The 25,217-nt window shown below is 72.6% G+C and carries 23 protein-coding genes; 14 read left to right on the plus strand and 9 right to left on the minus strand.

Going from position 1 to position 25,217, the window contains the following annotated elements:
- Positions 1-44: 44 nt before the first annotated feature.
- From ACFYYW_RS25930 to ACFYYW_RS25970, 9 genes are all read left to right on the plus strand, one after another.
- Positions 45-674 (plus strand): 50S ribosomal protein L25/general stress protein Ctc, encoded by a 630-nt coding sequence (locus ACFYYW_RS25930; protein WP_352321978.1) that lies wholly within the window; start codon positions 45-47, stop codon positions 672-674.
- Between the two features lie 63 nt (positions 675-737).
- Positions 738-1,322 carry an aminoacyl-tRNA hydrolase gene (pth, locus tag ACFYYW_RS25935; protein WP_352321980.1) on the plus strand — a complete coding sequence of 195 codons (585 nt, stop codon included), beginning with the start codon at positions 738-740 and terminating at the stop codon, positions 1,320-1,322.
- A 232-nt stretch (positions 1,323-1,554) separates the two neighbouring features.
- Positions 1,555-2,931 (plus strand): sugar transferase, encoded by a 1,377-nt coding sequence (locus ACFYYW_RS25940; protein ID WP_387652582.1) that lies wholly within the window; start codon positions 1,555-1,557, stop codon positions 2,929-2,931.
- Positions 2,931-3,695, plus strand: coding sequence for a 3'(2'),5'-bisphosphate nucleotidase CysQ (locus ACFYYW_RS25945; protein ID WP_364337696.1), 765 nt, complete (start codon positions 2,931-2,933; stop codon positions 3,693-3,695). Before ACFYYW_RS25940 ends, ACFYYW_RS25945 begins: the two co-directional genes overlap by 1 nt.
- 18 nt (positions 3,696-3,713) lie before the next feature.
- A complete protein-coding gene (gene cysD / locus ACFYYW_RS25950) occupies positions 3,714-4,628 on the plus strand; it encodes a sulfate adenylyltransferase subunit CysD (RefSeq protein WP_352321984.1) in 915 nt (304 codons plus the stop codon).
- Positions 4,628-5,890: a sulfate adenylyltransferase subunit CysN gene (cysN, locus tag ACFYYW_RS25955; protein ID WP_352321986.1), complete on the plus strand. Its 1,263-nt coding sequence runs from the start codon at positions 4,628-4,630 to the stop codon at positions 5,888-5,890. Before cysD ends, cysN begins: the two co-directional genes overlap by 1 nt.
- A 139-nt stretch (positions 5,891-6,029) precedes the next feature.
- Positions 6,030-6,929, plus strand: a complete 900-nt coding sequence (locus tag ACFYYW_RS25960; RefSeq protein ID WP_387652267.1) for a sulfotransferase — start codon at positions 6,030-6,032, stop codon at positions 6,927-6,929.
- Positions 6,926-7,813 (plus strand): glycosyltransferase family 2 protein, encoded by an 888-nt coding sequence (locus ACFYYW_RS25965; protein WP_387652269.1) that lies wholly within the window; start codon positions 6,926-6,928, stop codon positions 7,811-7,813. Before ACFYYW_RS25960 ends, ACFYYW_RS25965 begins: the two co-directional genes overlap by 4 nt.
- Complete coding sequence (locus tag ACFYYW_RS25970) at positions 7,810-8,853, plus strand: WecB/TagA/CpsF family glycosyltransferase (RefSeq protein ID WP_387652271.1); 1,044 nt, start codon at positions 7,810-7,812, stop codon at positions 8,851-8,853. The genes ACFYYW_RS25965 and ACFYYW_RS25970 overlap by 4 nt, the downstream gene beginning before the upstream one ends.
- Here the strand turns inward: ACFYYW_RS25970 and ACFYYW_RS25975 are convergent.
- Genes ACFYYW_RS25975 through ACFYYW_RS26000 form a run of 6 tightly spaced genes read right to left on the minus strand, consistent with a single transcriptional unit; the run spans position 8,843 to position 15,290 of the window.
- Positions 8,843-9,733, minus strand: a complete 891-nt coding sequence (locus ACFYYW_RS25975; RefSeq protein WP_387652273.1) for a sulfotransferase — start codon at positions 9,731-9,733, stop codon at positions 8,843-8,845. The two genes, ACFYYW_RS25970 and ACFYYW_RS25975, sit on opposite strands and share 11 nt — an antisense overlap.
- Positions 9,730-10,983, minus strand: a complete 1,254-nt coding sequence (locus ACFYYW_RS25980) for a lipopolysaccharide biosynthesis protein (RefSeq protein ID WP_387652275.1) — start codon at positions 10,981-10,983, stop codon at positions 9,730-9,732. Before ACFYYW_RS25980 ends, ACFYYW_RS25975 begins: the two co-directional genes overlap by 4 nt.
- Positions 10,971-11,825: a sulfotransferase domain-containing protein gene (locus ACFYYW_RS25985; protein ID WP_387652277.1), complete on the minus strand. Its 855-nt coding sequence runs from the start codon at positions 11,823-11,825 to the stop codon at positions 10,971-10,973. Before ACFYYW_RS25985 ends, ACFYYW_RS25980 begins: the two co-directional genes overlap by 13 nt.
- Positions 11,822-12,718, minus strand: coding sequence for a hypothetical protein (locus ACFYYW_RS25990; RefSeq protein WP_387652279.1), 897 nt, complete (start codon positions 12,716-12,718; stop codon positions 11,822-11,824). Before ACFYYW_RS25990 ends, ACFYYW_RS25985 begins: the two co-directional genes overlap by 4 nt.
- Positions 12,715-13,980, minus strand: coding sequence for a hypothetical protein (locus tag ACFYYW_RS25995; protein ID WP_387652281.1), 1,266 nt, complete (start codon positions 13,978-13,980; stop codon positions 12,715-12,717). Before ACFYYW_RS25995 ends, ACFYYW_RS25990 begins: the two co-directional genes overlap by 4 nt.
- Positions 13,977-15,290 carry a Wzz/FepE/Etk N-terminal domain-containing protein gene (locus ACFYYW_RS26000; RefSeq protein ID WP_387652283.1) on the minus strand — a complete coding sequence of 438 codons (1,314 nt, stop codon included), beginning with the start codon at positions 15,288-15,290 and terminating at the stop codon, positions 13,977-13,979. The genes ACFYYW_RS25995 and ACFYYW_RS26000 overlap by 4 nt, the downstream gene beginning before the upstream one ends.
- Before the next feature lie 385 nt (positions 15,291-15,675).
- Here ACFYYW_RS26000 and ACFYYW_RS26005 point away from each other — a divergent pair, with 385 nt between their 5' ends.
- Positions 15,676-16,695, plus strand: coding sequence for a glycoside hydrolase family 26 protein (locus tag ACFYYW_RS26005; protein WP_387652285.1), 1,020 nt, complete (start codon positions 15,676-15,678; stop codon positions 16,693-16,695).
- On the opposite strand, the gene ACFYYW_RS26010 is transcribed toward ACFYYW_RS26005, so the two are convergent.
- The 3 genes from ACFYYW_RS26010 to ACFYYW_RS26020 form a co-directional block, all read right to left on the minus strand.
- On the minus strand, positions 16,692-17,585 hold the full coding sequence (locus ACFYYW_RS26010) for a sulfite exporter TauE/SafE family protein (RefSeq protein ID WP_387652287.1): 894 nt from the start codon (positions 17,583-17,585) through the stop codon (positions 16,692-16,694). The two genes, ACFYYW_RS26005 and ACFYYW_RS26010, sit on opposite strands and share 4 nt — an antisense overlap.
- Positions 17,582-18,796 carry an adenylyl-sulfate kinase gene (cysC, locus tag ACFYYW_RS26015; RefSeq protein ID WP_364414523.1) on the minus strand — a complete coding sequence of 405 codons (1,215 nt, stop codon included), beginning with the start codon at positions 18,794-18,796 and terminating at the stop codon, positions 17,582-17,584. Before cysC ends, ACFYYW_RS26010 begins: the two co-directional genes overlap by 4 nt.
- A gap of 69 nt (positions 18,797-18,865) precedes the next feature.
- On the minus strand, positions 18,866-19,585 hold the full coding sequence (locus ACFYYW_RS26020; protein WP_352323574.1) for a methyltransferase domain-containing protein: 720 nt from the start codon (positions 19,583-19,585) through the stop codon (positions 18,866-18,868).
- A 62-nt stretch (positions 19,586-19,647) separates the two neighbouring features.
- On the opposite strand from ACFYYW_RS26020, the gene ACFYYW_RS26025 reads away from it, so the two are divergent.
- From ACFYYW_RS26025 to ACFYYW_RS26040, 4 genes are all read left to right on the plus strand, one after another.
- Complete coding sequence (locus tag ACFYYW_RS26025; protein ID WP_352323573.1) at positions 19,648-20,019, plus strand: signal peptidase I; 372 nt, start codon at positions 19,648-19,650, stop codon at positions 20,017-20,019.
- A gap of 75 nt (positions 20,020-20,094) precedes the next feature.
- Positions 20,095-23,595: a transcription-repair coupling factor gene (gene mfd / locus ACFYYW_RS26030; RefSeq protein ID WP_387652290.1), complete on the plus strand. Its 3,501-nt coding sequence runs from the start codon at positions 20,095-20,097 to the stop codon at positions 23,593-23,595.
- Positions 23,592-24,215 carry a SurA N-terminal domain-containing protein gene (locus ACFYYW_RS26035; protein ID WP_387652584.1) on the plus strand — a complete coding sequence of 208 codons (624 nt, stop codon included), beginning with the start codon at positions 23,592-23,594 and terminating at the stop codon, positions 24,213-24,215. Before mfd ends, ACFYYW_RS26035 begins: the two co-directional genes overlap by 4 nt.
- A gap of 4 nt (positions 24,216-24,219) precedes the next feature.
- Positions 24,220-25,152, plus strand: a complete 933-nt coding sequence (locus ACFYYW_RS26040; RefSeq protein ID WP_387652292.1) for a MazG family protein — start codon at positions 24,220-24,222, stop codon at positions 25,150-25,152.
- Positions 25,153-25,217 lie beyond the last annotated feature (65 nt).

Consider the following 25,217-nt stretch of genomic DNA (forward strand, 5'->3'; position numbering starts at 1 on the left):
GGGGAGCGCGCCACAATCCGATCTCTGCATCCCTAGGAGATGTCGTGTCTGAAGTACGTATCGCCGCCGAGCCGCGCACGGTGTTCGGCAAGGGCGCCGCCCGCAAGATCCGCCGCGCCGACAAGGTGCCCGCCGTCCTCTACGGGCACGGCATCGACCCCAAGCACCTGACCCTGCCCGGTCACGAGGTGCTGCTCGCCCTCCGCACGCCCAACGTGCTGATCCGCCTCCAGGGTGACGGCGTCGACGAGCTCGCCCTGCCCAAGGGCGTGCAGCGCGACCCGATCAAGGGCTTCGTCGAGCACGTCGACCTGCTCCTGGTCAAGCGCGGCGAGAAGGTCACCGTCGAGATCCCGGTCACCACGACCGGCGACGTCAACTCCGAGGGCCTGCTCGACCAGCAGCTCGTCTCGGTGGCCGTCGAGGCCGAGGCCACCCACATCCCGACCGGCGTCGAGGTCGACGTCGAGGGCATGGAGGTCGGCACCGTGGTCACCGCCGCGCAGCTCGACCTGCCGTCGGGCGCCACGCTGGCCGCCGACCCCGAGGCCGTGGTCCTCCACGTCATCGCCAAGCCGACCGAGGAGCCCGCCGCCGAGGCCGAGGAGGCCGCCGAGGGCGAGACCGCCGAGGCCGAGGGCGAGGGCGAGAGCGCCGAGGCTGCCGCCGAGTAAGCACGTACCGCGACAACGGGGGTGGCGCGAGGCCGCCCCCGTTCCGCTGTAAGGGGAGCGCACATGGACCGCTGGCTGATCGTCGGACTGGGCAATCCGGGGCCCGAATACGCGGGTAACAGGCACAACGCGGGCTTCATGGTGCTCGACGAGCTGGCCGCGCGGGCCGGCGGGCGCTTCAAGGCGCACAAGAGCAGGTCCGAGGTGCTGGAGACGCGGGCGGCCGTGCTGGCCAAGCCGCTGACGTACATGAACCTGTCGGGCGGGCCGGTCAAGGCGCTCGCCGACTTCTACAAGATCGGCCCCGACCGGCTGATCGTCGTCCACGACGAGCTCGACGTCCCCTACGGCGCGCTGCGCGCCAAGCTGGGCGGCGGCGACAACGGCCACAACGGGCTCAAGTCCATCACCAAGGTCCTCGGCACCCGCGACTACCTGAGGGTGCGCTTCGGCATCGGCCGGCCGCCCGGCCGCATGGACCCGGCCACCTTCGTGCTGCGAGACTTCGCCACCGTCGAGCGCAAGGATCTGCCCTTCCTCGTCGACCGGGGCGCCGACGTCGTCGAGTCGCTCATGGCCCGTGGCCTGGAAGCCACCCAGAACGACTTCCACCGGGCTGATCTCCACATTTCCGGCCCTCCGCGCTGATCGCCGCATAGAACCGTTCGCCGCCTGTCGTGGCGCACGCCCGGCTAGCATCGGTGACTGTCCGTTCGGGAACGGGCACACAGAGGCGTGCCACCGCCCGGAGCGACGGCGGGAGCGGAGCGGGGGAAGACGGCATTTGGCGACCGAGGCCGCCTCACGGAGTGAGGCAGGAGAGCCCGTGAAGTCCGGCGAGGCCCTCTCGTGGCGGGTCAGCCCGGTGACTCCGGCATGGATGCGTTCCTACCGGTTCCGTGCCGTGGTGGGCGATCTGTGCGGGGCGGGCATCGGGTCCGCCGCCGCCTTCTGCGGCAGGTTCGGCGGGTTCACCCCCTACGTGCTGCCGTACCTGCTGGTCAGCGTGGCGCTGCCGTGGGTGTGGATCTGCGCGGTCGCGCTCAACCGGGCCTACGAGCCCCGCATGATCGGCGTCGGCTCCGAGGAGTTCCGCCGCGTCGTGCACGCCGGCGTGGCGCTGACCGCGGCCACCGCGATCGGCTCGTACGTCACCAAGACCGACGTCGCCCGCGGCTACGTCGTGCTCGCGCTGCCCCTGGTCACGCTGCTCACGCTGGTCGCCCGCTACCTGCTGCGGCGCTCGCTCAACCGGCGCAGGGCAGCGGGGGCCTGCATGCGCCGCGTGGTCGCGGTCGGCCACCCGGCCTCGGTCGCCGAGCTGGTCCACCTCTTCCGCAGGGAACGCCACCACGGCATGGACGTCGTGGCCGCCTGTCTGCCCTACGGCGAGCCGCCCGGGGTGCTGACCGAGGTGCCCGTCGCGGGCGACTTCGGCGACGTGCCGCTGGTCGTCGACCAGGTGCGCGCCGACACCGTGGCGGTGCTGGCCTGCCCCGAGATGGACGGCGACGCGCTGCGCCGGCTGGCCTGGCGGCTGGAGCGCACCCACACCGAGCTGGTGGTCGCCCCCGCCCTGATGGACGTCGCCGGCCCGCGCACGATGATCCGGCCGGCCGCCGGGCTGCCGCTGCTGCACGTCGAGCACCCCGAGCTGACCGGCGCCCGGCAACTGGTCAAGAACGTCTTCGACCGCGTGGTCGCCGCCGGTCTGCTGGTGCTGCTGTCGCCGCTGCTGGCGGCCCTGGCCGTGGCCGTGCGCGGCACGAGCCCGGGGCCCGCGCTGTTCCGCCAGACCCGCGTCGGGAAGGACGGCAGGCCGTTCACGATCCTGAAGTTCCGTACCATGCGGCGCGGCTCGGAGCAGCAGAAGATCACCCTCGTCAGCGACCACGACGGCGTGCTGTTCAAGATCCGCAACGATCCGCGCGTGACGCCGCTCGGCACGCTGATGCGCCGCCACTCCCTCGACGAGCTGCCCCAGCTCATCAACGTGCTGCTCGGACACATGTCGCTCGTCGGCCCCCGCCCGCCGCTTCCGGAGGAGGTGGCGCGCTACGGTGACGACGTGCGCAGACGGCTTCTGGTGCGTCCCGGGCTGACCGGGCTGTGGCAAGTGAGCGGGCGATCTGACCTATCGTGGGAGGAATCCGTCCGTCTCGACCTGCGTTACGTGGAGAACTGGTCCCTCACGCTGGACCTGCAGATCCTGTGGAAGACTTGGTCGGCCGTCGCCCGCGGGCAAGGAGCATATTGATGACGATTCGCGACGACCACGCCGTGGCCGGCGACCTGGCGACGGAGGCGGGCGAGAGGCTGCTGCAGGTCCGCGAGCGCACCGGGTTCGGCGACTCCGCCGCGTTGCGCGCGGAGGGCGACCGGGCCGCGCACGTGTTCCTCATGGAGGCGCTGGCACGGTTGCGTCCGAGTGACAGTGTGCTGTCCGAGGAGGCTACCCGCGAGGAGCGGCTCGACCCGCGCAGGCTGGGCGCCGAGCGCGTGTGGATCGTCGACCCCCTCGACGGCACGCGCGAGTTCTCCGAGGAGGGCCGGGCCGACTGGGCCGTGCACGTCGCGCTGTGGGAGCGCGGCAAGCTGACCGCGGGCGCGGTGGCGCTGCCCGCGCAGGGCCGTACGCTGACCACCGCCGAGCCGCCCGCCCTGCCGGCCTTCGAGAAGGGCCGCTTCCGCATCGCGGTGAGCCGCACCCGGCCGCCGGAGTTCGTCCAGAAGCTGGCCTACCTGCTGGGGGCCGACCTGGTGCCGATCGGCTCGGCGGGGGCCAAGATCTCCGCGGTGCTCACCGGCGAGGTCGAGGCGTACGTGCACGCCGGCGGCCAGTACGAGTGGGACTCCGCGGCCCCCGTCGCCGTCGCGCAGGCGGCCGGGGCGTTCGCCAGCCGCGTCGACGGCTCGGAGCTGACCTACAACCAAGCGGACCCGTCACTACCGGATATCCTGGTTTCCCTACCGGAGCTGGCGACATCCCTGCTCGCCGGAATTCGGGACCTGCATCGCTAACCGCCGGAGGAAGCGCCCATGCTCCAGCGCGACTACACGACGTCGCAGCTCGACGTACTCGAAGCCGAGGCCATTCACATCATGCGCGAGGTGGCGGCGGAGTTCGAGCGGCCGTGTCTGCTCTTCTCCGGCGGCAAGGACTCGATCGTCATGCTGCGCATCGCGGAGAAGGCGTTCTGGCCCGCGGCCATCCCGTTCCCGCTGATGCACGTCGACACCGGGCACAACTTCGACGAGGTCATCGAGTTCCGCGACCGCCGTTCCGAGGAGCTGGGCGCGCGCCTGATCGTGGCCAGCGTGCAGGAGTCGATCGACAGCGGCCGGGTGGTCGAGGAGACCGGCCGGCGCGCCTCGCGCAACCGCCTGCAGACCACCACGCTGCTCGACGCGATCGAGGAGCACGAGTTCGACGCCGTCTTCGGCGGCGCCCGGCGCGACGAGGAGAAGGCCCGCGCCAAGGAGCGCGTGTTCTCCTTCCGCGACGACTTCGGCCAGTGGGACCCGAAGAACCAGCGCCCCGAGCTGTGGAACCTCTACAACTCCCGCATCCGCAAGGGTGAGCACATCCGGGTCTTCCCGCTGTCCAACTGGACCGAGCTCGACATCTGGGACTACATCCGGCGTGAGGGCATCGAGATCCCCTCGATCTACTTCTCGCACACCCGCAAGGTGTTCGAGCGCGACGGCATGCTGCTGCCCGACTCCGACGTCGTGTCCCGTGGCGACGACGAGCCGCTGTTCGAGGCCGTCGTGCGCTACCGCACGGTCGGTGACATGACCTGCACCGGCGCCGTGCAGTCCACGGCCGCCACGGTCGAGGAGATCATCGAGGAGATCGCGGCCACCCGGATCACCGAGCGGGGGGCCACCAGGGCCGACGACCGCTCGTCCGAGGCCGCCATGGAGGACCGCAAGCGAGAGGGCTACTTCTGATGGACATTCTTCGCTTTGCCACCGCGGGAAGCGTCGACGACGGCAAGTCCACCCTCATCGGACGGTTGCTCTTCGACTCCAAGGCCATCTTCGAGGACCAGCTCGAAGCGGTCGAGCGCACCTCCCGCGACCGCGGCACCGAGTACACCGACCTGTCGCTGCTGACCGACGGCCTGCGGGCCGAGCGCGAGCAGGGCATCACGATCGACGTGGCCTACCGCTACTTCGCCACGCCCAAGCGCAAGTTCATCATCGCCGACACGCCCGGCCACATCCAGTACACCAGGAACATGGTCACCGGCGCCTCCACGGCCGACCTGGCGATCATCCTCATCGACGCGCGCAAGGGCGTGCTGGAGCAGTCGCGCCGGCACGCGTTCCTGACCTCGCTGCTGCGGGTGCCGCACCTGGTGCTGGCCGTGAACAAGATGGACCTGGTCGACTACTCGCAGGAGCGGTTCGAGGAGATCCGGGAGGAGTTCACCTCCTTCGCCTCCAAGCTCAACGTGAGCGACCTGACGTTCATCCCGATCTCCGCGCTCAACGGCGACAACGTCGTCTCGCGCTCGGAGAACATGCCCTGGTACCTCGGCACGTCCCTGCTCCACCACCTGGAGAACGTGCACATCGCCTCCGACCGCAACCTGGTCGACGTGCGCTTCCCCGTCCAGTACGTGATCCGTCCGCAGAAGGCCACCGACCACGCCTTCCACGACTACCGCGGCTACGCGGGGCAGGTCGCGGGCGGGGTGCTCAAGCCGGGCGACGAGGTGACCCACCTGCCGTCCGGGCTGAGCACGCGGATCGCCTCGATCGACACGTTCGACGGGCCGGTGGAGGAGGCGTTCCCGCCCATGTCGGTCACGCTGCGCTTCGAGGACGACCTCGACATCTCGCGCGGAGACATGATCGCCAGGCCCAACAACCAGCCGCACGCGGCCCAGGAGCTGGAGGCCATGGTCTGCTGGATGGCCGACGGCCTCAAGCTGACCCCGCGCACCAAGCTGACGATCAAGCACACCACCCGTACGGCGCGGGCGCTGGTGCGCGACCTGCACTACCGGCTTGACGTCAACACGCTGCACCGGGACGAGGAGGCCACCGCCCTCGGCCTGAACGAGATCGGCCGGGTCTCGCTGCGGGTCACCCAGCCGCTGTTCGTCGACGACTACGCCCGCAACCGGCTGACCGGCGGCTTCATCCTCGTGGACGAGGCCACCAACGGCACGGTCGGCGCCGGAATGATCATCGACGCCAGCTGAGCGTCATGCGAACGGCCCGGCGACCCCACGCCGGGCCGTTCGCCGTTTCGGTAGATCTTTGCGGGGTTTCCTGACCATCTGATTACCCTCCGCGCTAGGGTCGTCGCGTTCCGTGTTGGCGACGTGAAGGCCCTCCCCTGTGACCGACCGCGCATCCGCCACCCGAGTGATCTTCCTCGGGGGCCTCGGCCGTAGTGGCACCACCCTGCTGGAACGGCTGCTCGCCGAGCTGCCCGGCGTCGTGGCGCTCGGCGAGGTGGTCCATCTGTGGTCCAGGGGCGTGCTGGCCGGAGAGCCGTGCGGGTGCGGCGCCGCCTTCGCCGCCTGCGACTTCTGGCGGCAGGTGGGCCGGGCGGCGTTCGGCGGATGGCGGCCGTCGGTGGCCGAGCGGGTGCTCATGTTGCGGCAGCGGGTCGACCGCACCCACCGGATGGGACGCATCGCGCATCCCGACCTGGCCGAGTACGCGCGGGCGTACCGGAAGGTCTACGAGGCGACCGGCGCGCCCGTCGTGATCGACTCCAGCAAACACGCCTCCCTCGCCCACTGCCTGGTCGCGGCCGGCATGGACGTACGCGTCGTGCACGTCGTCCGCGACCCGCGGGCGGTGGCCCACTCCTGGCGCAGGACCGTCGAGCGGCCCGAGGACGGGCGTCCCATGACCCGCTGGGGGCCGCTGCGCACGTCCCTCCACTGGACGGCCCAGAACGCCGGTCTCGAGCTCCTCGCCCGTCAGGGGGCCCTGGTGACCCGGGTGCGCTACGAAGACCTGGTCGCCCGTCCGGAGCCCACGCTGACCTCGCTGGCCGGCTTCCTCGGCCTCGACGTTCCCGGCCTGCCGTTCCTGGAGGGCACGACGGCGCGGCTCGGGCCCGCGCACACCGCGTCCGGCAATCCGATGCGGTTCCAGGTCGGGGGCATCCGGCTGCGGTGCGACGACTCGTGGCGTTCGGGGCTGCCCGTCCGCGACCGGCGGCTGGTCACCGCGCTCACCTGGCCCCTCCGCGTCCGGTACGGCTACCGGGAGGTCGCCGCGTGAGCGCGCCGCCGTCCGTGGGGGTGGTGATCCCGACCTGCGGCGACCGGCCCGGGCTGCTGCGCGAGGCCGTGGCGGCGGTGCTGGCCCAGGACTATCCGGGGCGGCTCGCCGTGGTCGTGGTCCACGACGGCGGGCGTGGCTGCCCGGGGCCGGAGCTGGGTGTGCCCGTCCTGGACAACCGGCGTGCCCCGGGGCTTCCCGGGGCGCGCAACACCGGCATCGCGGCCCTCGACACCGAGCTCGTCGCCTTCTGCGACGACGACGACCTGTGGCTGCCGGGCAAGCTCGCCGCCCAGGCGCGGGCGCTGGCCGTGACCGGAGGCGAGTTCGCGAGCTGCGCCATTGAGGTCGAGCACGGGCGGCGCCGGGTGGCCAGGCTCGCGGGCGCCGACACGGTGACCGCGGCCGACCTCCTGCGGTCGCGCATGGTGATGGTGCACTCCTCGACGTTCCTGTTCCGGCGCGGGGCCCTGTGGGCCGACGAGAGCGCCCCAGGGGGCCAGAACGAGGACTGGGACCTCGCCCTGCGCGCGGCCCGGCGGCGGCCGATCACGCACGTCGACCGGCCGCTCGTCCGGGTGCGGTGGGGCGGTTCGTCCCACTACGCGGCCCGCTGGGCGGACCGGATCGCGGGGCTCGACTGGATGCTCGACCGCCATCCCGAGCTGGCCGCCGACCGGCGCGGCGCGGCGCGGGTCTACGGCCAGCTCGCCTTCGCGTACGCGGCGCTCGGGCGGCGGCGCGCGGCGGTCCGGTGGGCGGTGCGCGCGTTCGGGGCGCGGCCGGGTGAGCCGCGGGCGCCGATCGCGCTGGCCGTCGCGGCGGGGATCGTCCCGGCCCCGACCGTGCTCGGGCTGCTGCACGGACGGGGGCACGGCATATGACCCCGCCCAGGACCCGCGTGCCCGCCGTGCCCGTCCAGCGCCCGCCCGCCCCGAACCCCGCCTCCGACTCCCCGCCCGCCCGCGGCCGTGCCGCCGAGGCCGCGTCCGCCCGGATCTCCGCGTCGGGGGCCGGGCATGCCGCCGAGTCCGCGCGGGTCCGCGCGGCCGGGCCGACCGTGGCCGGCCGGGGCCGTGGCGCCGAGCCGGAGGTCGCCCGCACCCTTCCGGCCGAGCGCCTGGCGGGTCGCGGGCCCGCCGAGGCCGGGCGCCGGGGGCGTGCGGCGGAGCGCGTGCGGGTGGGCGGGGTCGGGCTGGACGTCGTCACCGAGGCCGACGTGGTGCGCTGGGTGGCTGCGGAGGCCGCGGCTGGCCGGGGCGGCCGCATCGTGACGCCCAACGTCGACATCTGCCGGGCCGTCGCCCGCGACCCGGCCCTGCAGGAGCTCGTGGGCTCGGCCGAGATCGTGGTGGCCGACGGCATGCCGCTGGTGTGGGCGGCCAGGCTGCTCGGCACCCCGCTGCCCGAACGGGTCACCGGGGCCGACCTGATCTGGTCGCTCAGCGAGGCGGCCGCGGCCCGGAACTGGCCGGTGTACCTGCTCGGCGGGCCGCCGGGGGTGGCCGAGCTGGCCGCCGACGAGCTCAGGAGCTGCCGTCCAGGGCTGAAGGTGGCGGGGGTGCACGCGCCGCCGTACCGCTTCGACGACACGGCGGAGGGCAGGGAGCGGGTGCGGCGCCGGGTGGTCGCGGCGCGGCCCCGCCTGGTGTTCGTCGGGCTGGGCTTCCCCCGGCAGGATCTGCTCATCGCCGAGCTGCGCGCGGAGCTGCCGCAGGCGTGGTTCGTGGGCTGCGGGGCGGCCATCGCCTTCGCCGCCGGCACCGTCCGGCGGGCGCCGCGCTGGATGCGGCGGGCCGGGCTGGAGTGGGCGTTCCGGCTGATGAGCGAGCCCGGCCGGCTGGCGCGGCGCTACCTCGTGGACGACCTCCCCTTCGCCGTACGCCTGCTCGCCGGCTGCCTGCTGACGAGGCTCAGGCGGTGAGGGCCCGGACCCGGGCCGCCTCGGCCGGGGTGAGCCCCCGGGCCGCCGTGGCCAGGGCGTGACGGGAGTCCATCGGACGGAAGGCCGTACGGGACAACCCCGACCAGGCGAACGCCGCCGACCGGCGGGACGGCGTGGTGCAGGCCCGGACGATCCGGCGTTCGGCGGCCGGCGACCACGGCAGGCCCGCGTGGGCGTAGAGCCGCCGGAAACCGGTCACCGGATCCTGAGCCAGCGACTCGTACGACGCCACCAGGACGCCGGTAGTGGCGGCCAGCACCGACCGCGCGGCCCGCCACAGGGCGGCCGTCGTGGCCAGGTCGTCGGCGGAGCCGAGCAGCGGGCACAGCCGCAGCAGGCCGGGATGGTCGCGGACGAGCAGCGGCTGGCCGAGCAGGTCGCCCACGTCGAACCGCCACCCGAGCCGGCGCCAGCTCGCCACGAACGACACCGGATCACGCACGAGGACGATGACCGCGCACCCCAGCCGCCGGGCGAACCAACCGGCCGACAACACCGCGAACGGGTCGTCGAGCAGCGCCCGGCGCCCGGCCAGGCGGCCGAACGCGAACGCGGTGCCGTAGCGCGCCAGCCGCGCCAGGTCGTAGGGGGAGCGGTTGGCGCGCAGCTCGGCGAGCCAGTGGTAGCGCAGGGCGACCGTGTCGCGGAAGGCGGGCAGGAAGTCGGCGGCGTTGTCGTCGCAGATGTACTGGAACCGGTGGGCGACCTCGGCCCGCAACACGCCGGGGCAGCGGCCGGGCGGGTGTTGCGGGTTGAGCGGCTCGTTGACGTAGACCAGGCCGCCCCCGGCGGTGAGCATCTTGCCGGCCCAGCTCGTGCCGCTCCTCGGCAGGCCGGTGACCAGGACGGGCGCGTTCACGCGGCAGCCGCCCAGGTGCGCGGGCGCAGGGCGGGCAGGGTGTGGCGGCCGAACGGGCGCAGGCCGTAGCGGTGGTGCAGCTGCCACAGCGGCAGCAGGTTCTTCACGATCACCCCGGCCGACCAGCCGACGACCGCGCCGAACGCCCCGTGGGAGGGGATCAGGGCCAGGTCGAGCGCGACCGTGACGGCCACCGCGGCCAGCAGGTTGAGCAGGCTGGCCAGGGTGTGGCCGGCGGCCGTCAGGACGACGTCGACCATGCCGCAGGCGGTGGCCACCAGCATGGTCCCGGCCAGGACGAGGGCGACGGGGGCGGCGGCGCCGTACGCGGGGCCGAAGACGCGCAGCAGCCACGGCGCGAGGACGGCGTAGCCCAGCCACACCGGCCAGGTCAGCAGCACCAGCCAGATCGTGGTGGCCTGGTACAGCTCGCGCGCCCGGCCGAGCTCCCCGTCGGCGAGCGCCCGGACCAGCCGCTCCTGCACGGCCTGCGCCAGCCCCTGGTTGGCGAGCTGCCCGACGACCCGGAACCGGGTGGCGGCCGTGTAGACGGCGGCCTGGGCCGGCCCGCCGAGCAGGGCGACGATGACGATGTCCAGCCGCTGGAACACCGCCTGGATGGCCCCCGCGGCGGACCGGGGCGCGGTGTACCGCCACAGGTCACGCGCGGTCCCCGGCAGGTATGGCGTGCGCGGCGCCCGTCCGCGCAGGTCGGCCAGGGCCAGGACGAGCAGCGGCAGGAAGGGCAGCGCCCAGGCCGCCGGCAGCCACTGCGGCGCGTGGGCCAGCGCCGCCCAGGTGACGAGCACGAGCTGCGCGGCGGGCAGCAGCACGCCGTCCAGCAGCACGGTGGGCCGCATCGAGCCGAACCCGCGGGTGGCGGCCAGCGCGATGTCGCCGAGCACGATCACCGGCAGGGCCCAGGCCAGCAGCCCGATGCGCGGCTCCAGCAGCATCCCGGCCGCGCAGGCGGCCAGCGCGCACGGCACCATGGCCGCCCGGAAATATCCGGAGATACCGCGATAGCCGTACGTCCTGGCGCGCGCGATGAAGTACACCAGACCGTTCCCGGCGTCCAGTTTGGCGATGCCGGCCGCCATCAGGGCCAGGGCCGTCACGCTGAAGAACGCCCCCGCCTGCGCCGGGCTGAACGCCCTGGTCACCACCACGGCCACCAGGAACTGCGCCAGCGCGCTCACCCCGGCGCCGGTCAGCCCGGCGATCCCGCGCCGGACCATCACCGGCGCCACGACGGCTCACCGCCCAGCCAGCGCGTCAGCCGCGCGTCGTAGGGCTCGAAGTGGTCCCGGAGCGCCTGTTCCAGCACCCGGGGCACGGGCCGGGGCAGCGGCCGGCCGTTGTGCCGCTCGAACGCCGGATAGCCCAGGTGCGGCACGGTCAGGAACTCCAGCACGCGGTCGTAGGCGGTCTCGGGCTCGGCGAAGAACCGGTGGCTGTCGAGCACCAGCATCCGGTCGCGGCCGAAGAGCGGTTCGAGGCGGTCGAGCTGGTCGGCGTACCGGCCGCGGGCCAGGTAGGCGTGGTGGCGGTGGGAGTGGTGCTCGGAGAACGGCGACACGCGCAGGCTCTCCTCGGCCCCGGCCAGCCGCTCGGCCTCCAGCTCAAGGGCGGATTCGAGGTGCGACTCGGACTCGAAGCCCCTGGCCAGCTCGTGGGCGTGGGCCGAACAGGCCCGCTCGACCGGGTCGCGGACCAGGACGATCAGCTTGACCCCGGGCAGGTCGGCAGCGATCCGCTCACCGGCCAGCGGATGGAACAGGTAGTAGGGGGACGACTCGAAGGCGTGGGTGCGGCCGCCGTACCGGTGGGACAGCAGCGCCGCGCCCGCGCGCAGCGGGAAGTGCGCCTGGTACCAGGCCATCGGCCGGTGGTAGCCGACGTCGAAGTAGTGAACTCCCTTGTGCAGGACGGGCTTGAGCAGCAGCGGATGCTGGGCCAGCGCCCGGTAGAGCGAGGTCGTGCCGCACCGCTGCGCCCCCACGATCAGGAACGACGGCAGCACCCGGGCGCTCGACGTGAACCGGCCCGCCAGCCGCGAGAAGGACAACACCGGCCGCTTCATCGTCCTCATGGCAGCAGCTCCTCGTGGTCGACGGCCGGGTTGAGCCAGGTCTCGGGCGGCCCGAGCGGGCTGTGGCCGTCGGCGGCGTGCCGGTCGGCCAGCACGATGAGGTAGCGCAGCGCCGTCCGCCTGGCCTCGGCCGACGACAGGCCGAGCGGGGCCAGCTCGCGGGGCGCCCTGGCCAGGCAGGCGCGGGCCGCCGTGGCCGGGTCCATCCTGCGCAGCGCCCGATGGAACAGGTGGTGCGCGGCGTCGAGGCCGTAGGGGACGCCGGTCTCGTACCGCTCCCAGTCCCAGACGAGCAGCCGGCCGTCGGCGGAGGGGCAGATGTTCCACGGGGACAGGTCGCCGTGCCAGGCCGGCACCGGACCGCCGGTGGCGGCGATCTCCATGATCGCGGCGTGCAGCAGGGCCGGGGGCACCCGGCCGCGCCGTACGGGCAGGGGTGACAGCGCCAGCACGGGCAGGCCGCGCCACTCGCCGTGGTGCAGCACGTCGGGCACGACGACGGTCTTCAGCGGCGCCGCGGCCAGCCCGCGCAGCGCGGCCGCCTCGCGGCCGACCAGCTCGCGGGCGAGCGGGCTGTCGCCGACCTTCACGTACGCCAGCAGCCGCCCCCCGGTACGGGCCTCCAGCACGGGCTTGCGGTTGGGCCGCAACGCCGGACGCACGTGCAGCACGATCTCCACGGGCGCGTCGAAGACCTCGCCCAGATAGGCCGCCACGGACCCCTCCAGCGGCACGGTGACCGCGCCCCCCACGTGCCACCAGCGCCGCGGCGCCAGCCGGCGGGGCAGCACCCGGTGCGGCAGCACCGAGTACGGCCGCGGCGACCCGGTACCCGGGAACAGCAGGCGCACGGTCTCGCGGAGGTATCCGAGCCGCGCGGAGGCGTCCTTCATGCGTTTCTCCACAGCAGGGCGAACGAGATGAGATAGAGGCTCAGCGGCGTCACCAGGCCGTCGTAGACGAACATGTAGAGCAGCACGAGGCCCATCACCAGAACCCCGGCCAGCCCGATCGGGGAGCGGTCGGCCCAGTGGCGGCGGATGGCGCCGAGGAAGAAGGCCACGTAGAGGGCGGCCCCGGTGAAGCCCTGGGTGATCAGCAGCAGCCAGAGCTGCCCGTCGCTGCCGAGCGGCGGGTGCCCGCAGGCCGCGCACCACTGCGTCTTGCCCGTGGTGATCGAGCGGTGGTTGCCGAGCGAGTTGCGGGTGTTGCCGTAGCCGATGACCGGCGAGTGGCGGGCCGCGGCGACCGTGGCGGTCATCGTGAAGGCCCTGACGTCGTTGGAGTGCGGTTTGTCCAGCCGCTGGGCGAACACCGAGGCCAGCGGGCTGAGCGCGAACATCACCAGCCCGGCGGCCACCGCCCCGCACAGCACGACCCTGGTCCGGCCCGCCACCCGCACGATCAGGTACGCCACGGCCAGCCCGAGCCCGATCCACAGGCCGCGGTTGAGCGAGTACACGACCGGGATCGCGGCCAGGGCGATCACCAGCACCGCCAGCACCCGGCGCCCCCGCCCGCCGTACGTCCACCAGCCGACGACGAACCAGATCAGCAGCACCGACGCGTTGCTGCCCCACGCGTTGGCCCACTCGAAGGGCGCCTCCGGCCTGGGGGAGGAGTAGCCGAGCACCTTCTGGGTCTGGGCGGCCGTGGGATGGATGAGGTTCTGGACGAAGGAGTTCTCGCTGATCCAGCCGGGCAGCAGCAGCTCGACCGGCGAGGTGAAGGCGAAGTGCGGGACCAGGACGCCGAGCAGGCCGCCGGCGACCGTGGTCAGGAACAACACCCCGAGCCAGCGCACCAGGCGCAGCTGCGGGAGCTCGCGCTCGCTCAGGTTGCCCAGGTAGAGCACCATGACCAGGACGGACACGTACAGGGCCAGCCGCATGGCCCAGCCGATCAGGCGGCCGGCGCTGAACTCGCCGTACGTGCCGGGAGGCAGCTCGTCCAGCATCATCGCGCTCAGCAGGTAGCCGGCCAGCAGCAGCAGCCACAGGCCGAACCCGTGGGGCACCCGGATCGGCCGCCGCCGCCACAGGATCACCGCCATCGGCACGGCCAGGACGACCACGGACAGGCCGCCGAACCCCAGCGCCCACCAGATCGGGTAGCCGAGCAGGAGCGCCGCGATCGGCCAGGCTGGTCGTGTCACGTCTGCTTGCGCTGCCGGTGGTGGAACGACGGCATGGGCGTGGTCTCGGCCGCCAGGCTCACCTCCAGCTCGCCGGTGGCGACGAGCTTGCCGAGCGAGGTGTGGGTGCGCGGCTCCAGCAGCGGGACGAACTCCGGCACCGCGTCGGTCGCCGTCACCACGCCCACGACCGGCACGTCGTGCCGCTCCAGGTGGCGCGCGGCCGCCGTCACCTCCGGCGAGGTGACCCGGCCCAGCCCGACCAGCAGCAGGGCCGCGTCGGCCCGCGCCAGGTCGCGGACGTCGGAGCCGTCGAGCACCGACAGCGGCGCGCTGATGGCCAGCGGCTCGGCCAGCGAGGAGGCGTAGAGGTCGGCGGGCAGCGACCGGACCAGCAGCCGCTTGCCGGGACAGGCCGCGACCACGGCGCAGGCCAGCTCGTGCAGCACGCCGTGCTCACGGGAGGTGGACAGATCGGTCAGCACGGGCAGCCCGGTCAGCCGCTCGACGTCGGCGGCCGTGCGCAGCCGGGTGTCGAGCCGGTCGCGGGCGTAGGCCGCCGCCGCGCCGAGCAGCAAACCGGCCATCAGGCCGGTGCCGAGGTAGAGGGGCAGGCTGGGGGAGCTCGGCCGGGTCGGCGGCAGCGCCTCGCTGATGACCGAGCCGGGGGTCACCGCGACCGTGCGCAGCGCGTCGTACTTGAGCGTCAGGCTGGCGGCCTGCCGGTTGAGCACGCTCTGGCGCTGGGTGGCGATGGCGTGCTCGGCGCTGCCCTTGGGCAGGCGGCCGACCTCTTTGATGGCCGCGTCGAGGCCGGTGTTGACCTGCTTGAGCTTGGCCAGCACCGCCTGCTGCCGCTCGGCCATCGCGGCCTGCGCGCTCTCGCGCCGGTTGGCCAGGTAGGCGTCGGCGTAGGCCCGGGACTGCGCGGCGGCGGCCACGGGATCGGCGTCGGTCACCGAGACCCACAACACGGCCGAGTTGGGCGGGACGGAGACCTCGACCGGCTGCGGCGCGGTGATCCGCAGGGCCTGGGCGACCCGCGCCGAGACGACCGCCGACTGGGCGATCTGGGCCTCGGTGTCGAGGTTGAGCGGCTCGCGCTGGCGGTTGCTCACCTGGTTGGCCTGGTCCTGACCGTCGACCGGCGTGACGAGGACCTGGGTGACCGCGGTGTAGGCCGGCGGGGTGGCCCGGAGCAGGGCGAGCCCGGCGGTGCCGCCGACCACGACGCAGCCGACGAGCAGCAGCCACCGCCTGCGCAGCAGGGAGAGGTGCTCGTCCAGGTCGGCGCCCGGGCGGCGCGCCTGGAGGTCCGGCGACGGGCTCATGGGGACGGTCTCCTGGAGGGGATGCGCGCTGTCGCGGATTGGCAACGCTGCGTCACTCGGCGCAGTGTGCGCCCACTATAGGCCGGACGGATATTACCCAAGTCGAATACTGAAGATTTTTTCCGGTACGGCCGCGAAGATGCCCCTTTTTAAATGGATATTTCCAGAAAATGTGGGTGGCGGGCTCGGGGCTGTGACCTGGGCAGACGAGCACACTGGCTGAAGTTCGAGGAATGGCATGGCAAGGTTCAGGTTTGATAGGCGGGGGGTCCGTCGACAAGGGGGTTGGAAGGCGTTGCAGCTTCGGGGCTTTTCTCATGTCGCGTCTTGCGCGATGAAGTGTCACTTCGCGTCTTTCGCGACGAAAACCGCAATCACCTGCGCGGTGCTCGCCCTCCTGGCCGCCTGCTCGACGGCCGAGGGCGCGCCCGCCCGGGTCGACACCAGCACGGCCGAGCTGGCCGGCGCGCCCTCCTGCGCGGTCACCGCCAGGCTCATCCCCTCCTGCGGCGCCTGGTGGGGCGTGGCGCCCGAGGTCTTCACCGGCGCTCCCGTGGCCGAGGCGCTGCGCGGGGCCGAGTCGCGCATGGGCGCCGCCGCCGACGTGCTGCACGTCTACCATCGCGGCAGCGAGCTGTTCCCCACCCCCCAGGAGATCGGCCTGGCCCGCGATCCGGGCCGTCCCCGGCTGCTCATGATCAACTGGAAGCCGTCGCTCGACCGCACCTGGGCCGACATCGCCGACGGCGCCCTCGACCGGCGGATCGACCGCCTGGCCGACCACCTCAGGCGCACCTTCCCCGAACGGTTCTTCCTCACCCTCCACCACGAGCCGGAGAACGACGTCGACGCCCGCTCGGGGTCGGGCATGCAGGCCGGCGACTACGCGGCGATGTTCCGGCACGTCGTGCTCAGGCTGCGCGAGCGCGGGGTGAAGAACGCCGTGACGGTCATGACGTACATGGGGGCGCCCAACTGGGCGGCCAAGCCCTGGTTCGAGGATCTCTACCCCGGTGACGACGTGGTCGACTGGGTGGCCATGGACCCGTACGCCGACGACCGGGTGCACGACTTCGACGGGCTGGTGAACAAGACCCGCAAGGAGTACGGCAGCTGGCCGGGTTTCTACCGGTGGATGCAGGCGCGCTTCCCCGGCAAGCCGGTCATGGTGGCCGAGTGGGGGGTGTTCGAGCGGCCCGCCGACCGGGCCTTCAAACGGCGCTTCTTCGAGTCGGTGCTGAGACAGATCAAGCGGTATCCGCAGATCAAGGCGTTGTTGTACTTCGACTCGCCGCAGGCGCCGCGCGGCAACACGAGCTTCGACTCCGATCCGGGCGCGGCCCGCGCCTTCACCCAGCTCGCCCGCGACCGCTACTTCCGCTCGACCCGCGTGCCGCGGCCCTAACGCCGCGCTTCCTGGGGAACCTCGACGGCCGCGGCCACGTCGCCGCGCCGGGCCAGGCCGCCGGCGCGCAGCCGCCAGCCGGCGAAGGTGACCGCGCAGGCGGCGACGAGCAGCCAGGCGGTGACGGCGTTGCCGACGTCCAGGAGCTTGAGCGCCGAGGCGAGCAGGACGATCGCCAGCAGAGCCCTGATCAGCCCGCCCGGGGCGCGTGAGGAGATCCGCGCGCCGAGGTAGACGCCGGGGATCGAGCCGACGAGCAGCGAGAGCGTGAGCTCCAGCTTGAAGTCGCCGAACATCAGGTGGCCGAGCGCGGCCGACGCGACCAGGGGCACGGCCTGCACCAGGTCGGTGCCGACGAGCTGGTTGGCCTTGAGCGCCGGATAGAGCACGAGCAGGGCCACGATGATCAGCGACCCCGATCCCACGGAGGAGACGCCGACCACGAGCCCGCCTACCGTACCGACCAGTAGGGTCGGAATTGGGCGCACGACGATCTCGTGGGCGCTCGACGAGCCGCCCCGCGCGCCGAGCCAGCCCTTGACCGCCATGCCGACGACGGCCAGCAGCAGCGCCACGCCCAGCGCGTACTTGACCGCGTCGGTCACGGCGAACGCGCGGGCCAGGAACACCCCGCAGAACGCGGCCGGCACCGACCCGGCGCACAACCAGCCGACCAGCCGCAGGTTGACCGTGCCCCGCCGCAGGTGGACGACGCTGCCGACCGGCTTCATGACCGCCGAGGCGACCAGGTCGCTGGAGACCGCGGCCAGCGGCGGGACGTTGAAGAACAACATCATCATCGGGGTCATCAGGGCCCCGCCGCCCATGCCGGTCAGGCCGACCACGACGGCGACGACGAAGGACCCGGCGACCAGTGCGAAGTCGATCAACGTACCCATCCTCCGGACTGCAGCGCCCCCAGGACCTGGGAGACGGCCGCCTCGATCGAGATGTGCGTGGTGTCGATCACGAGGTCGGCGTCGTCCGGCTCCTCGTAGGGGTCGGAGACGCCGGTGAACTCGGGGATCAGGCCGGCGCGGGCCTTGGCGTACAGGCCCTTGCGGTCGCGCCGCTCGCACTCGGCCAGCGGCGTGGCGACGTGCACGAGCAGGAAGTCGGCCCCGACGGACTCGACCGTCTCGCGCACCTCCTCGCGGGTGGCGGCGTAGGGGGCGATGGGGGCGCAGATCGCCAGGCCGCCGTGGCGGGCCGCCTCGGCCGCGACGAAGCCGATGCGCCGGATGTTCAGGTCGCGGTCGGCCTTGGAGAAGGTCAGGCCCTTGGACAGCAGGTGGCGCACGACGTCGCCGTCGAGGTAGGTGACGGTGCGGGTGCCGAGCTCCAGCAGGGCGTCGCGCAGGCCGCGGGCGATGGTGGACTTGCCCGAGCCGGACAGGCCGGTGAAGAAGACGACCAGGCCGCGGCGGTGGGGCGGGCCGGGGAGCGTGACCGGCTCGGGGCCCGCGTAGTGCTCGGTGGCGCCGTAGGCGGTGGCGACGTGCTCGCGCAGTTCGAGGTCGATCTCCGGCTCCGCGCGCGGCGCCAGCGGGACCGGGACGACGAGGGTGCCCTCCGGCAGGTGCGCCTTGGCGCGCAGCGCGGCGCGGACGACGCCGGGGCCCGCCTCGCCGTACGAGAGGGGGAGCAGCACGATCACCGCGTCGAGCTCCTTCGCGGTGGCGGTGATCTCGGTGAGGTCGTCGAGCGGCCCGCGCATCGTGACGGCCAGCGCGGGCCGGCCGCCGAGCTCGGCCCTGACCTCCGCGGGCGTGCGGCGCAGCCGGGCGAACGGGCCGTGCTCGGGCGCGCCGAGCGCCTTGAGCGGGCCCGAGGTCAGGCCGTCGGCCTCGCGCGCGGTCACGGTGAGCACGGCCAGCGGCAGGCCCTCGGGGTCGAGCAGCCGCACCTCGTCGCCGGGCGAGACCTCGGCGGGCAGGTGGAGGGTGACCGGCGCGGGCCAGGGGGTGCCGTCGGCGAGCGTGCCGCGCTCCTGCACGGCGTGCAGGTCGTCGTGGCCGAGGAAGCCGGTCAGCGGCTCGAACGCCCCGGACAGCAGCAGCTCAAGGTCGGCCAGCTCGTGCGCGTCCGGGGTCCACTCCACGGTTCCGACATCCCAACTATTCCGATTGAATTGGTAGGAAAGGAGTCTATCGCTCGGACCGTCCTGTCGCTAGAGCAGCCGGGCGAAGTGATGCTGGGGCTTCCTGATCACCATGGTGATCTCGTCGTGGGAGGCGGGGTAACGTCCGCCGCTCAGCCGGTCGACCAGCGCGACGGCGGCGGAGCCGAGCCGGCCGGCGCGGGCCGGGCCGCTGACCCGGCGCTCGTCGTCGGTGATCATCAGGCCGCGGCTGAGACAGAAGGCGTGCATGCCGTCGCTGGAGGCCAGCGGCTCGTAGACGACGGGCAGCGGGCCCGGCGTGCCGGGGGTGACCAGCGTGCGCCACAACGCCCGGCGCAGCCACGACGGCGTGAGGCGGTCGAGCAGCCCGTAGGCCGACTTCCTGTCGCGCATGCGCAGCAGCACCAGGCCGCCCGGGCGCAGCGACTGGAGCAGGCGGTCGAACACCAGCTCGGCGTGCTGGACGCGTTCGAGCAGGAACGACAGGTGGATCACGTCGTAGGCGCGGTGCTGGAGCGGCACGCAGCGCAGGTCGCCGAGCGACCAGGCCACCAGGTCGGCGCGCTCCTCCACGACGTCCCTGATGACCGGGTGGTCCACGTCGGCGCCCGTGGCCCTGGCCTCCAGCGGCTCCACGTCGAGCGGCTCGTCGTGGGCGCACCCGGCGACGAGTATGTCGAGCCGCCGGCTGAACCGCCCGGCCCAGTGCTCGCGGATCCGTTGACCGAAGAGGTCGCCTCGCTGGGCGACTGATCGCACCTCAGACATGTCACCTACAGTAATCAATCGAGCCGTCTCGGTTAGGCACTTCCCTGCTAGCGTCCTGCCCCGTGGACGGGCAGGTTTACGTGGGGAACGCCAATATCGACGCGGCCGGCGACCGGGGCTGGCTGCTCGGTCACTTCAAACCCTTCGGCGACCCAAGACACAGTGAGGAAGTCGAGATCAAGTGGGGCGTGCACCCGGCGGGCGACGAGCGCGCGCAGTGGGTGCGGGGCGAGGAGCGCACCGCCCTGCTCGTCCTGATCAGCGGCCGGTTCCGGGTGGAGCTGCCGGGGCGCGGCGTGCTGCTGACCGAGCCCGGCGACTACGTGGTCTGGGGCAAGGGCGTCGACCACTCGTGGGTCGCCGAGGCGGAGTCGGTGGTGCTCACCGTACGCTGGCCGTCGGTCCCCGGTTACCGGGTGCCGCACCCCGAGTAGGCTGGGTGGAGACCCCCGCGACCTGACCCGGCCGGGGGTAGTTGTGTTGCCGTCGTGGGGCTGTGGGCGTATCTGATGAGTCTTTCCGGATTGCTTGACGTTGTGGCCCTGGGGGCCGGGGCCGACCCGAAGCTGACCGCCGCGCTCGAAGAGGGCGGCGACGTCTCACTGATCGCGCCGTCGGCGTTGCGGCCGTTCGGCGTGGCCGCGCTGGCCGCGCACGACCAGCGCACCGTGCTGGCCGTCACCGCCACCGGCCGGGAGGCCGAGGACCTGGCGGCGGCGTTGACGAGCCTTCTCGAGCCGAGCTCGGTCGCGGTGTTCCCGGCCTGGGAGACGCTGCCGCACGAGCGGCTCTCGCCGCGCAGCGACACCGTGGGCCAGCGCCTGGCCGTGCTGCGCAGGCTGGCGCACCCGGTCAAGGGCGACACCGCCGCCGGGCCGCTCGGCGTGGTGGTCGCCCCGGTCAGGGCGCTGCTCCAGCCGATCGTCAAGGGGCTCGGCGACCTGGAGCCGATCAGGCTGCGGGCGGGCGACGACGCCGACCTCGACGAGGTGGTCGAGCGCCTGGTCACCAACGGCTACCACCGGGTCGACATGGTGGAGAAGCGCGGCGAGGTGGCCGTGCGCGGCGGGCTGCTCGACGTGTTCCCGCCCACCGAGGAGCATCCGCTGCGGCTGGAGTTCTGGGGCGACACGGTCGAGGAGATCCGCTGGTTCAAGGTGGCCGACCAGCGCTCGCTGGAGGCGGCCGAGGACGGCCTGTTCGCGCCGCCGTGCCGCGAGCTGCTGCTGACCGGCGAGGTCCGGGCGCGGGCGCGGGAGCTGGCGCAGGAGCATCCGGCGCTCGCCGAGGTGCTCGACCAGCTCGCCGACGGCATTCCGGTCGAGGGCATGGAGGCGTTCGCGCCGGTGCTGGCGGGGGAGATGGACCTGCTGCTCGACCACCTGCCGGTCAGGTCGGCGGTGTTCGTGTGCGACCCCGAGCGCATCAGGGGCCGGGCCGAAGAGCTCGTACGCACCTCGCAGGAGTTCCTGGAGGCGTCCTGGATCAACGCGGCGGCCGGCGGCGAGGCGCCGATCGACCTGGGCGCGGCGGCCTTCCGCACGCTGGAGGAGATCCGCGACCACGCCGGCGCGCTGGGCCAGCCGTGGTGGACGATGGCGCCGTTCGGCAACGGCGTCGAGCTCGACGCCCAGGACTCCGAGGCCTACCGGGGCGACACCGCCAAGGCGCTGGCCGACATCAAGGGCTGGCTGGCCGAGGACAAGGCGGTCGTGCTGCTCAGCGAGGGCCACGGGCCGGCCGAGCGCATGGTCGAGCTGCTCAAGGGCGTCGACGTGCCCGCGCGGTTGCAGAGTTTCCTGGACAAGGCGCCCGAGCCCAAGGTCGTGCACGTCTCGACCGGCCTGATCGAGCACGGGTTCATCACCCCGCGCCTGGCCGTGCTCACCCACCTCGACCTGGTGGGCCAGAAGGCGTCCACCAAGGACATGCGCCGGCTGCCCTCGCGCCGCCGCAACATGGTCGACCCGCTCCAGCTCAAGGTCGGCGACCACGTCGTGCACGAGCAGCACGGCGTCGGCCGCTACGTCGAGATGGTCCAGCGCACGGTCCAGGGCGCGACCCGCGAGTACCTGGTCATCGAGTACGCCAAGGGCGACCGCCTCTACGTGCCCACCGACCAGCTCGACGAGGTCACCCGCTACGTCGGCGGCGAGGCGCCCACGCTCAACCGCATGGGCGGCGCCGACTGGGCCAAGGCCAAGTCCAGGGCCAAGAAGGCGGTCAAGGAGATCGCCGGCGAGCTGATCAGGCTCTACTCGGCCCGCATGGCCTCGCCGGGCCACGCCTTCGGCGCCGACACGCCGTGGCAGCGCGAGATGGAGGACGCCTTCCCCTACGCCGAGACCGGCGACCAGCTCGAAGCCATCGACGAGGTCAAGCGCGACATGGAACGCGGCGTCCCGATGGACCGGCTGATCTGCGGCGACGTCGGCTACGGCAAGACCGAGATCGCGGTGCGGGCGGCGTTCAAGGCCGTCCAGGACGGCAAGCAGGTGGCCGTGCTGGTGCCGACCACGCTGCTGGTGCAGCAGCACATGTCCACCTTCACCGAGCGGTTCTCCAGCTTCCCCATCGCGATCAGGCCGATCTCGCGCTTCCAGACCGACGGCGAGGTCAAGGGCACGATGGAGGGGCTGCGGTCGGGCGCGGTCGACGTCGTCATCGGCACCCACCGGCTGCTCAGCCCGGAGGTCAGGTTCAAGGACCTCGGGCTGATCATCATCGACGAGGAGCAGCGGTTCGGCGTCGAGCACAAGGAGGCCATGAAGCACCTGCGCACGCAGGTCGACGTGCTGGCCATGTCGGCCACGCCGATCCCGCGCACGCTGGAGATGGGTCTGACCGGCATCCGCGAGATGTCCACGATCCTGACGCCGCCGGAGGAGCGGCACCCGATTCTCACGTTCGTGGGGCCGTACGAGGAGAAGCAGATCGCGGCGGCGATCCGGCGCGAGCTGATGCGCGACGGCCAGATCTTCTTCGTGCACAACCGGGTGGCCTCCATCAACCGGGTGGCGGCGCGGCTGCGCGAGCTGGTCCCCGAGGCGCGCATCGCGGTCGCCCACGGCCAGATGAACGAGCACCAGCTCGAGAAGATCATGGTCGGCTTCTGGGAACGCGAGTACGACCTGCTCGTCTCCACCACGATCGTCGAGTCCGGCCTCGACGTGCCCAACGCCAACACGCTCATCGTCGACCGGGCCGACAACTACGGCCTGTCCCAGCTCCACCAGCTCAGGGGCCGGGTCGGGCGAGGCAGGGAACGCGGTTACGCGTACTTCCTCTACCCGCCGGAGAAGCCGCTGACGGAGACCGCGCACGAGCGCCTGGCCACCATCTCCCAGCACACCGAGATGGGCGCGGGCATGTACGTCGCGATGAAGGACCTGGAGATCCGCGGCGCGGGCAACGTGCTCGGCGCCGAGCAGTCGGGCTTCATCGCGGGCGTCGGCTTCGACCTCTACGTGCGCCTGATGGCCGAGGCCGTGCAGGAGCAGAAGGCCAAGCTGTCCGGGGCCGAGGTCCAGCAGGAGCAGCAGGACGTCAAGGTCGAGCTGCCCATCAACGCCCACATCCCGCACGACTACGTCACCTCCGAGCGGCTGCGGCTGGAGGCGTACAAGCGCATCGCGGCCATCACCGCGCCGATCCACATCGACGAGGTCCGCGACGAGCTCACCGACCGCTACGGCAAGCCGCCGGTGGAGGTGGAGAACCTGCTGGAGGTGGCCCGCTTCCGGATCAAGGCGCGCTCGGCCGGGCTCACCGACGTCACGCTGCAGGGGCAGAACATCAAGTTCGGCCCGGCCCGGCTGCGGGAGTCGCAGCAGGTCAGGCTCGACCGGCTGTACAAGAAGGCGGTCTACAAGCAGGCGGCCGAGACGTTGCTCGTGCCGGTGCCCAAGACCAAGCCGCTGGGCGGGCAGCCGTTGCGCGACCTGGATCTGCTCAAATGGTGCGGCGACCTGGTCGAGGCGATGTTTCTTGAGCCCGCGCGGGTAAGCTGAGCGCGGTTTTTGTTCGGAAAGGGACGCATGTGAAGTCGATTCGAGTGGCTGTGGCCGCCGGTGCGGTCGGACTCGCCGCGCTGACCGCCTGCTCTTCGCCCATGGAGGCCGGAGCAGCGGCCGTGGTCGGGAGCGAGCGCATCTCGGCCCGCGACCTGACCAGGAACGTTCAGGAGTACGAGGCCGCCCTCAAGCGCGCCAACGTCTCGGCCGAGCAGCTCGGGGTGCCCGTCACCCAGTTCGTGCTCTACCGGATGGCGAACGAGAGCGCGTTCAGGCAGCTCGCGGCCAAGCACAACGTGCAGGTCAGCGAGAGCGAGGTGGACAACGCGCTCAAGGACCCGGGCCAGTACCAGTCGCCCGAGATCAACCTGATCGCCAGGGGCGTCAGCCCGGCCGACGCGCGGGGCTACCTGCGCGCGGAGCTGGGCGCGGTCAAGGTGCGCAACCAGCTCGGCGGCGCCCAGGACCAGGCCGCGCAGGAGAAGTTCGTCAAGGAGCTGACGAGCATCAAGCCGGTCTACAGCCCCCGTTACGGCCAGTTCAGCCAGCAGGGCTTCGTCGATCCGGGCCGGTTCGGCAAGTCCTCCCAGCAGGCGCAGCAGCAACAGCAGGGCTAGCCCGATGCCGCTGATCGTCGTCACCACCTCGCCCAGGGTCGCGCCGGGCCTGCTGAGCGACCAGGCCTGGCAGGCGCTGCGCTCGGGGCCCGTGCTGACCGGCTCGGCCGGCCACCCGCAGCTTCCCTATCTGGCCGCCGCCGGGATCGAGGCGGAGGTCGTCGTGCCCGACGCGGTCGCGCTGTCCAGGCGGGCGGTGCGCGAGCGGGTGGTCTGGCTCGCCGGTGACGACGAGGACTTCATGCGCGCGATCGGGCGCGCGGCCATCACGCTCGACGAGCCGCCGCTCATCGAGGTCGTGCCCGGTTCGTACGACCTGCCCGGCTCGCGGGTGCTCGACCTGGTCGCGGTGATGGACCGGCTGCGCACCGAGTGCCCGTGGGACCGCAAGCAGACGCACGAGTCGCTGGTGCCGTACCTGCTGGAGGAGTCGTACGAGGTCCTGGAGACGATCGAGCAGGGCGACTACCCGGCGCTCCGCGAGGAGCTCGGCGACCTGCTGCTCCAGGTGGTCTTCCACGCTCGCGTGGCCGAGACGTTCGACATGGACGACGTCGCCGCGGGGATCGTCGAGAAGCTCGTCCGGCGGCACCCGCACGTGTTCGGATCGGTGCGGGCCGAGAGCGCGGACGAGGTCAACGACAACTGGGAGGCGATCAAGGCGGCCGAGCGGGCGGCCAAGGGCGGCGAGTCGTCGGTGCTCGACGGCGTCCCCCTGGGCCAGCCCGCGCTCGCGCTGGCCGCCCAGCTGCTGCGCAGGGCCGAACGGGCCGGTGCGCCCGAGGCGCTGGCGGCCGCGATCGGCCAGGGGGTGGCGCGCGAGCTGTTCGACCTCGTACGCCGGGCGCAGGAGGCCGGGCTGGACCCCGAGGCCGAGCTGCGCGCCGCGGCCCGTGCCTACCGCGACCGCGTACGCGCGTGGGAGTCCAACGCCTGACCGTCCCGGTTGTCGGGAGAAGTCACCAAATGCCAGGATCCTCGGGGGCTTGAACCGGCGAGCCG

This window comes from Nonomuraea sp. NPDC001831 (genome assembly GCF_042892035.1).
Taxonomy (GTDB): domain Bacteria; phylum Actinomycetota; class Actinomycetes; order Streptosporangiales; family Streptosporangiaceae; genus Nonomuraea.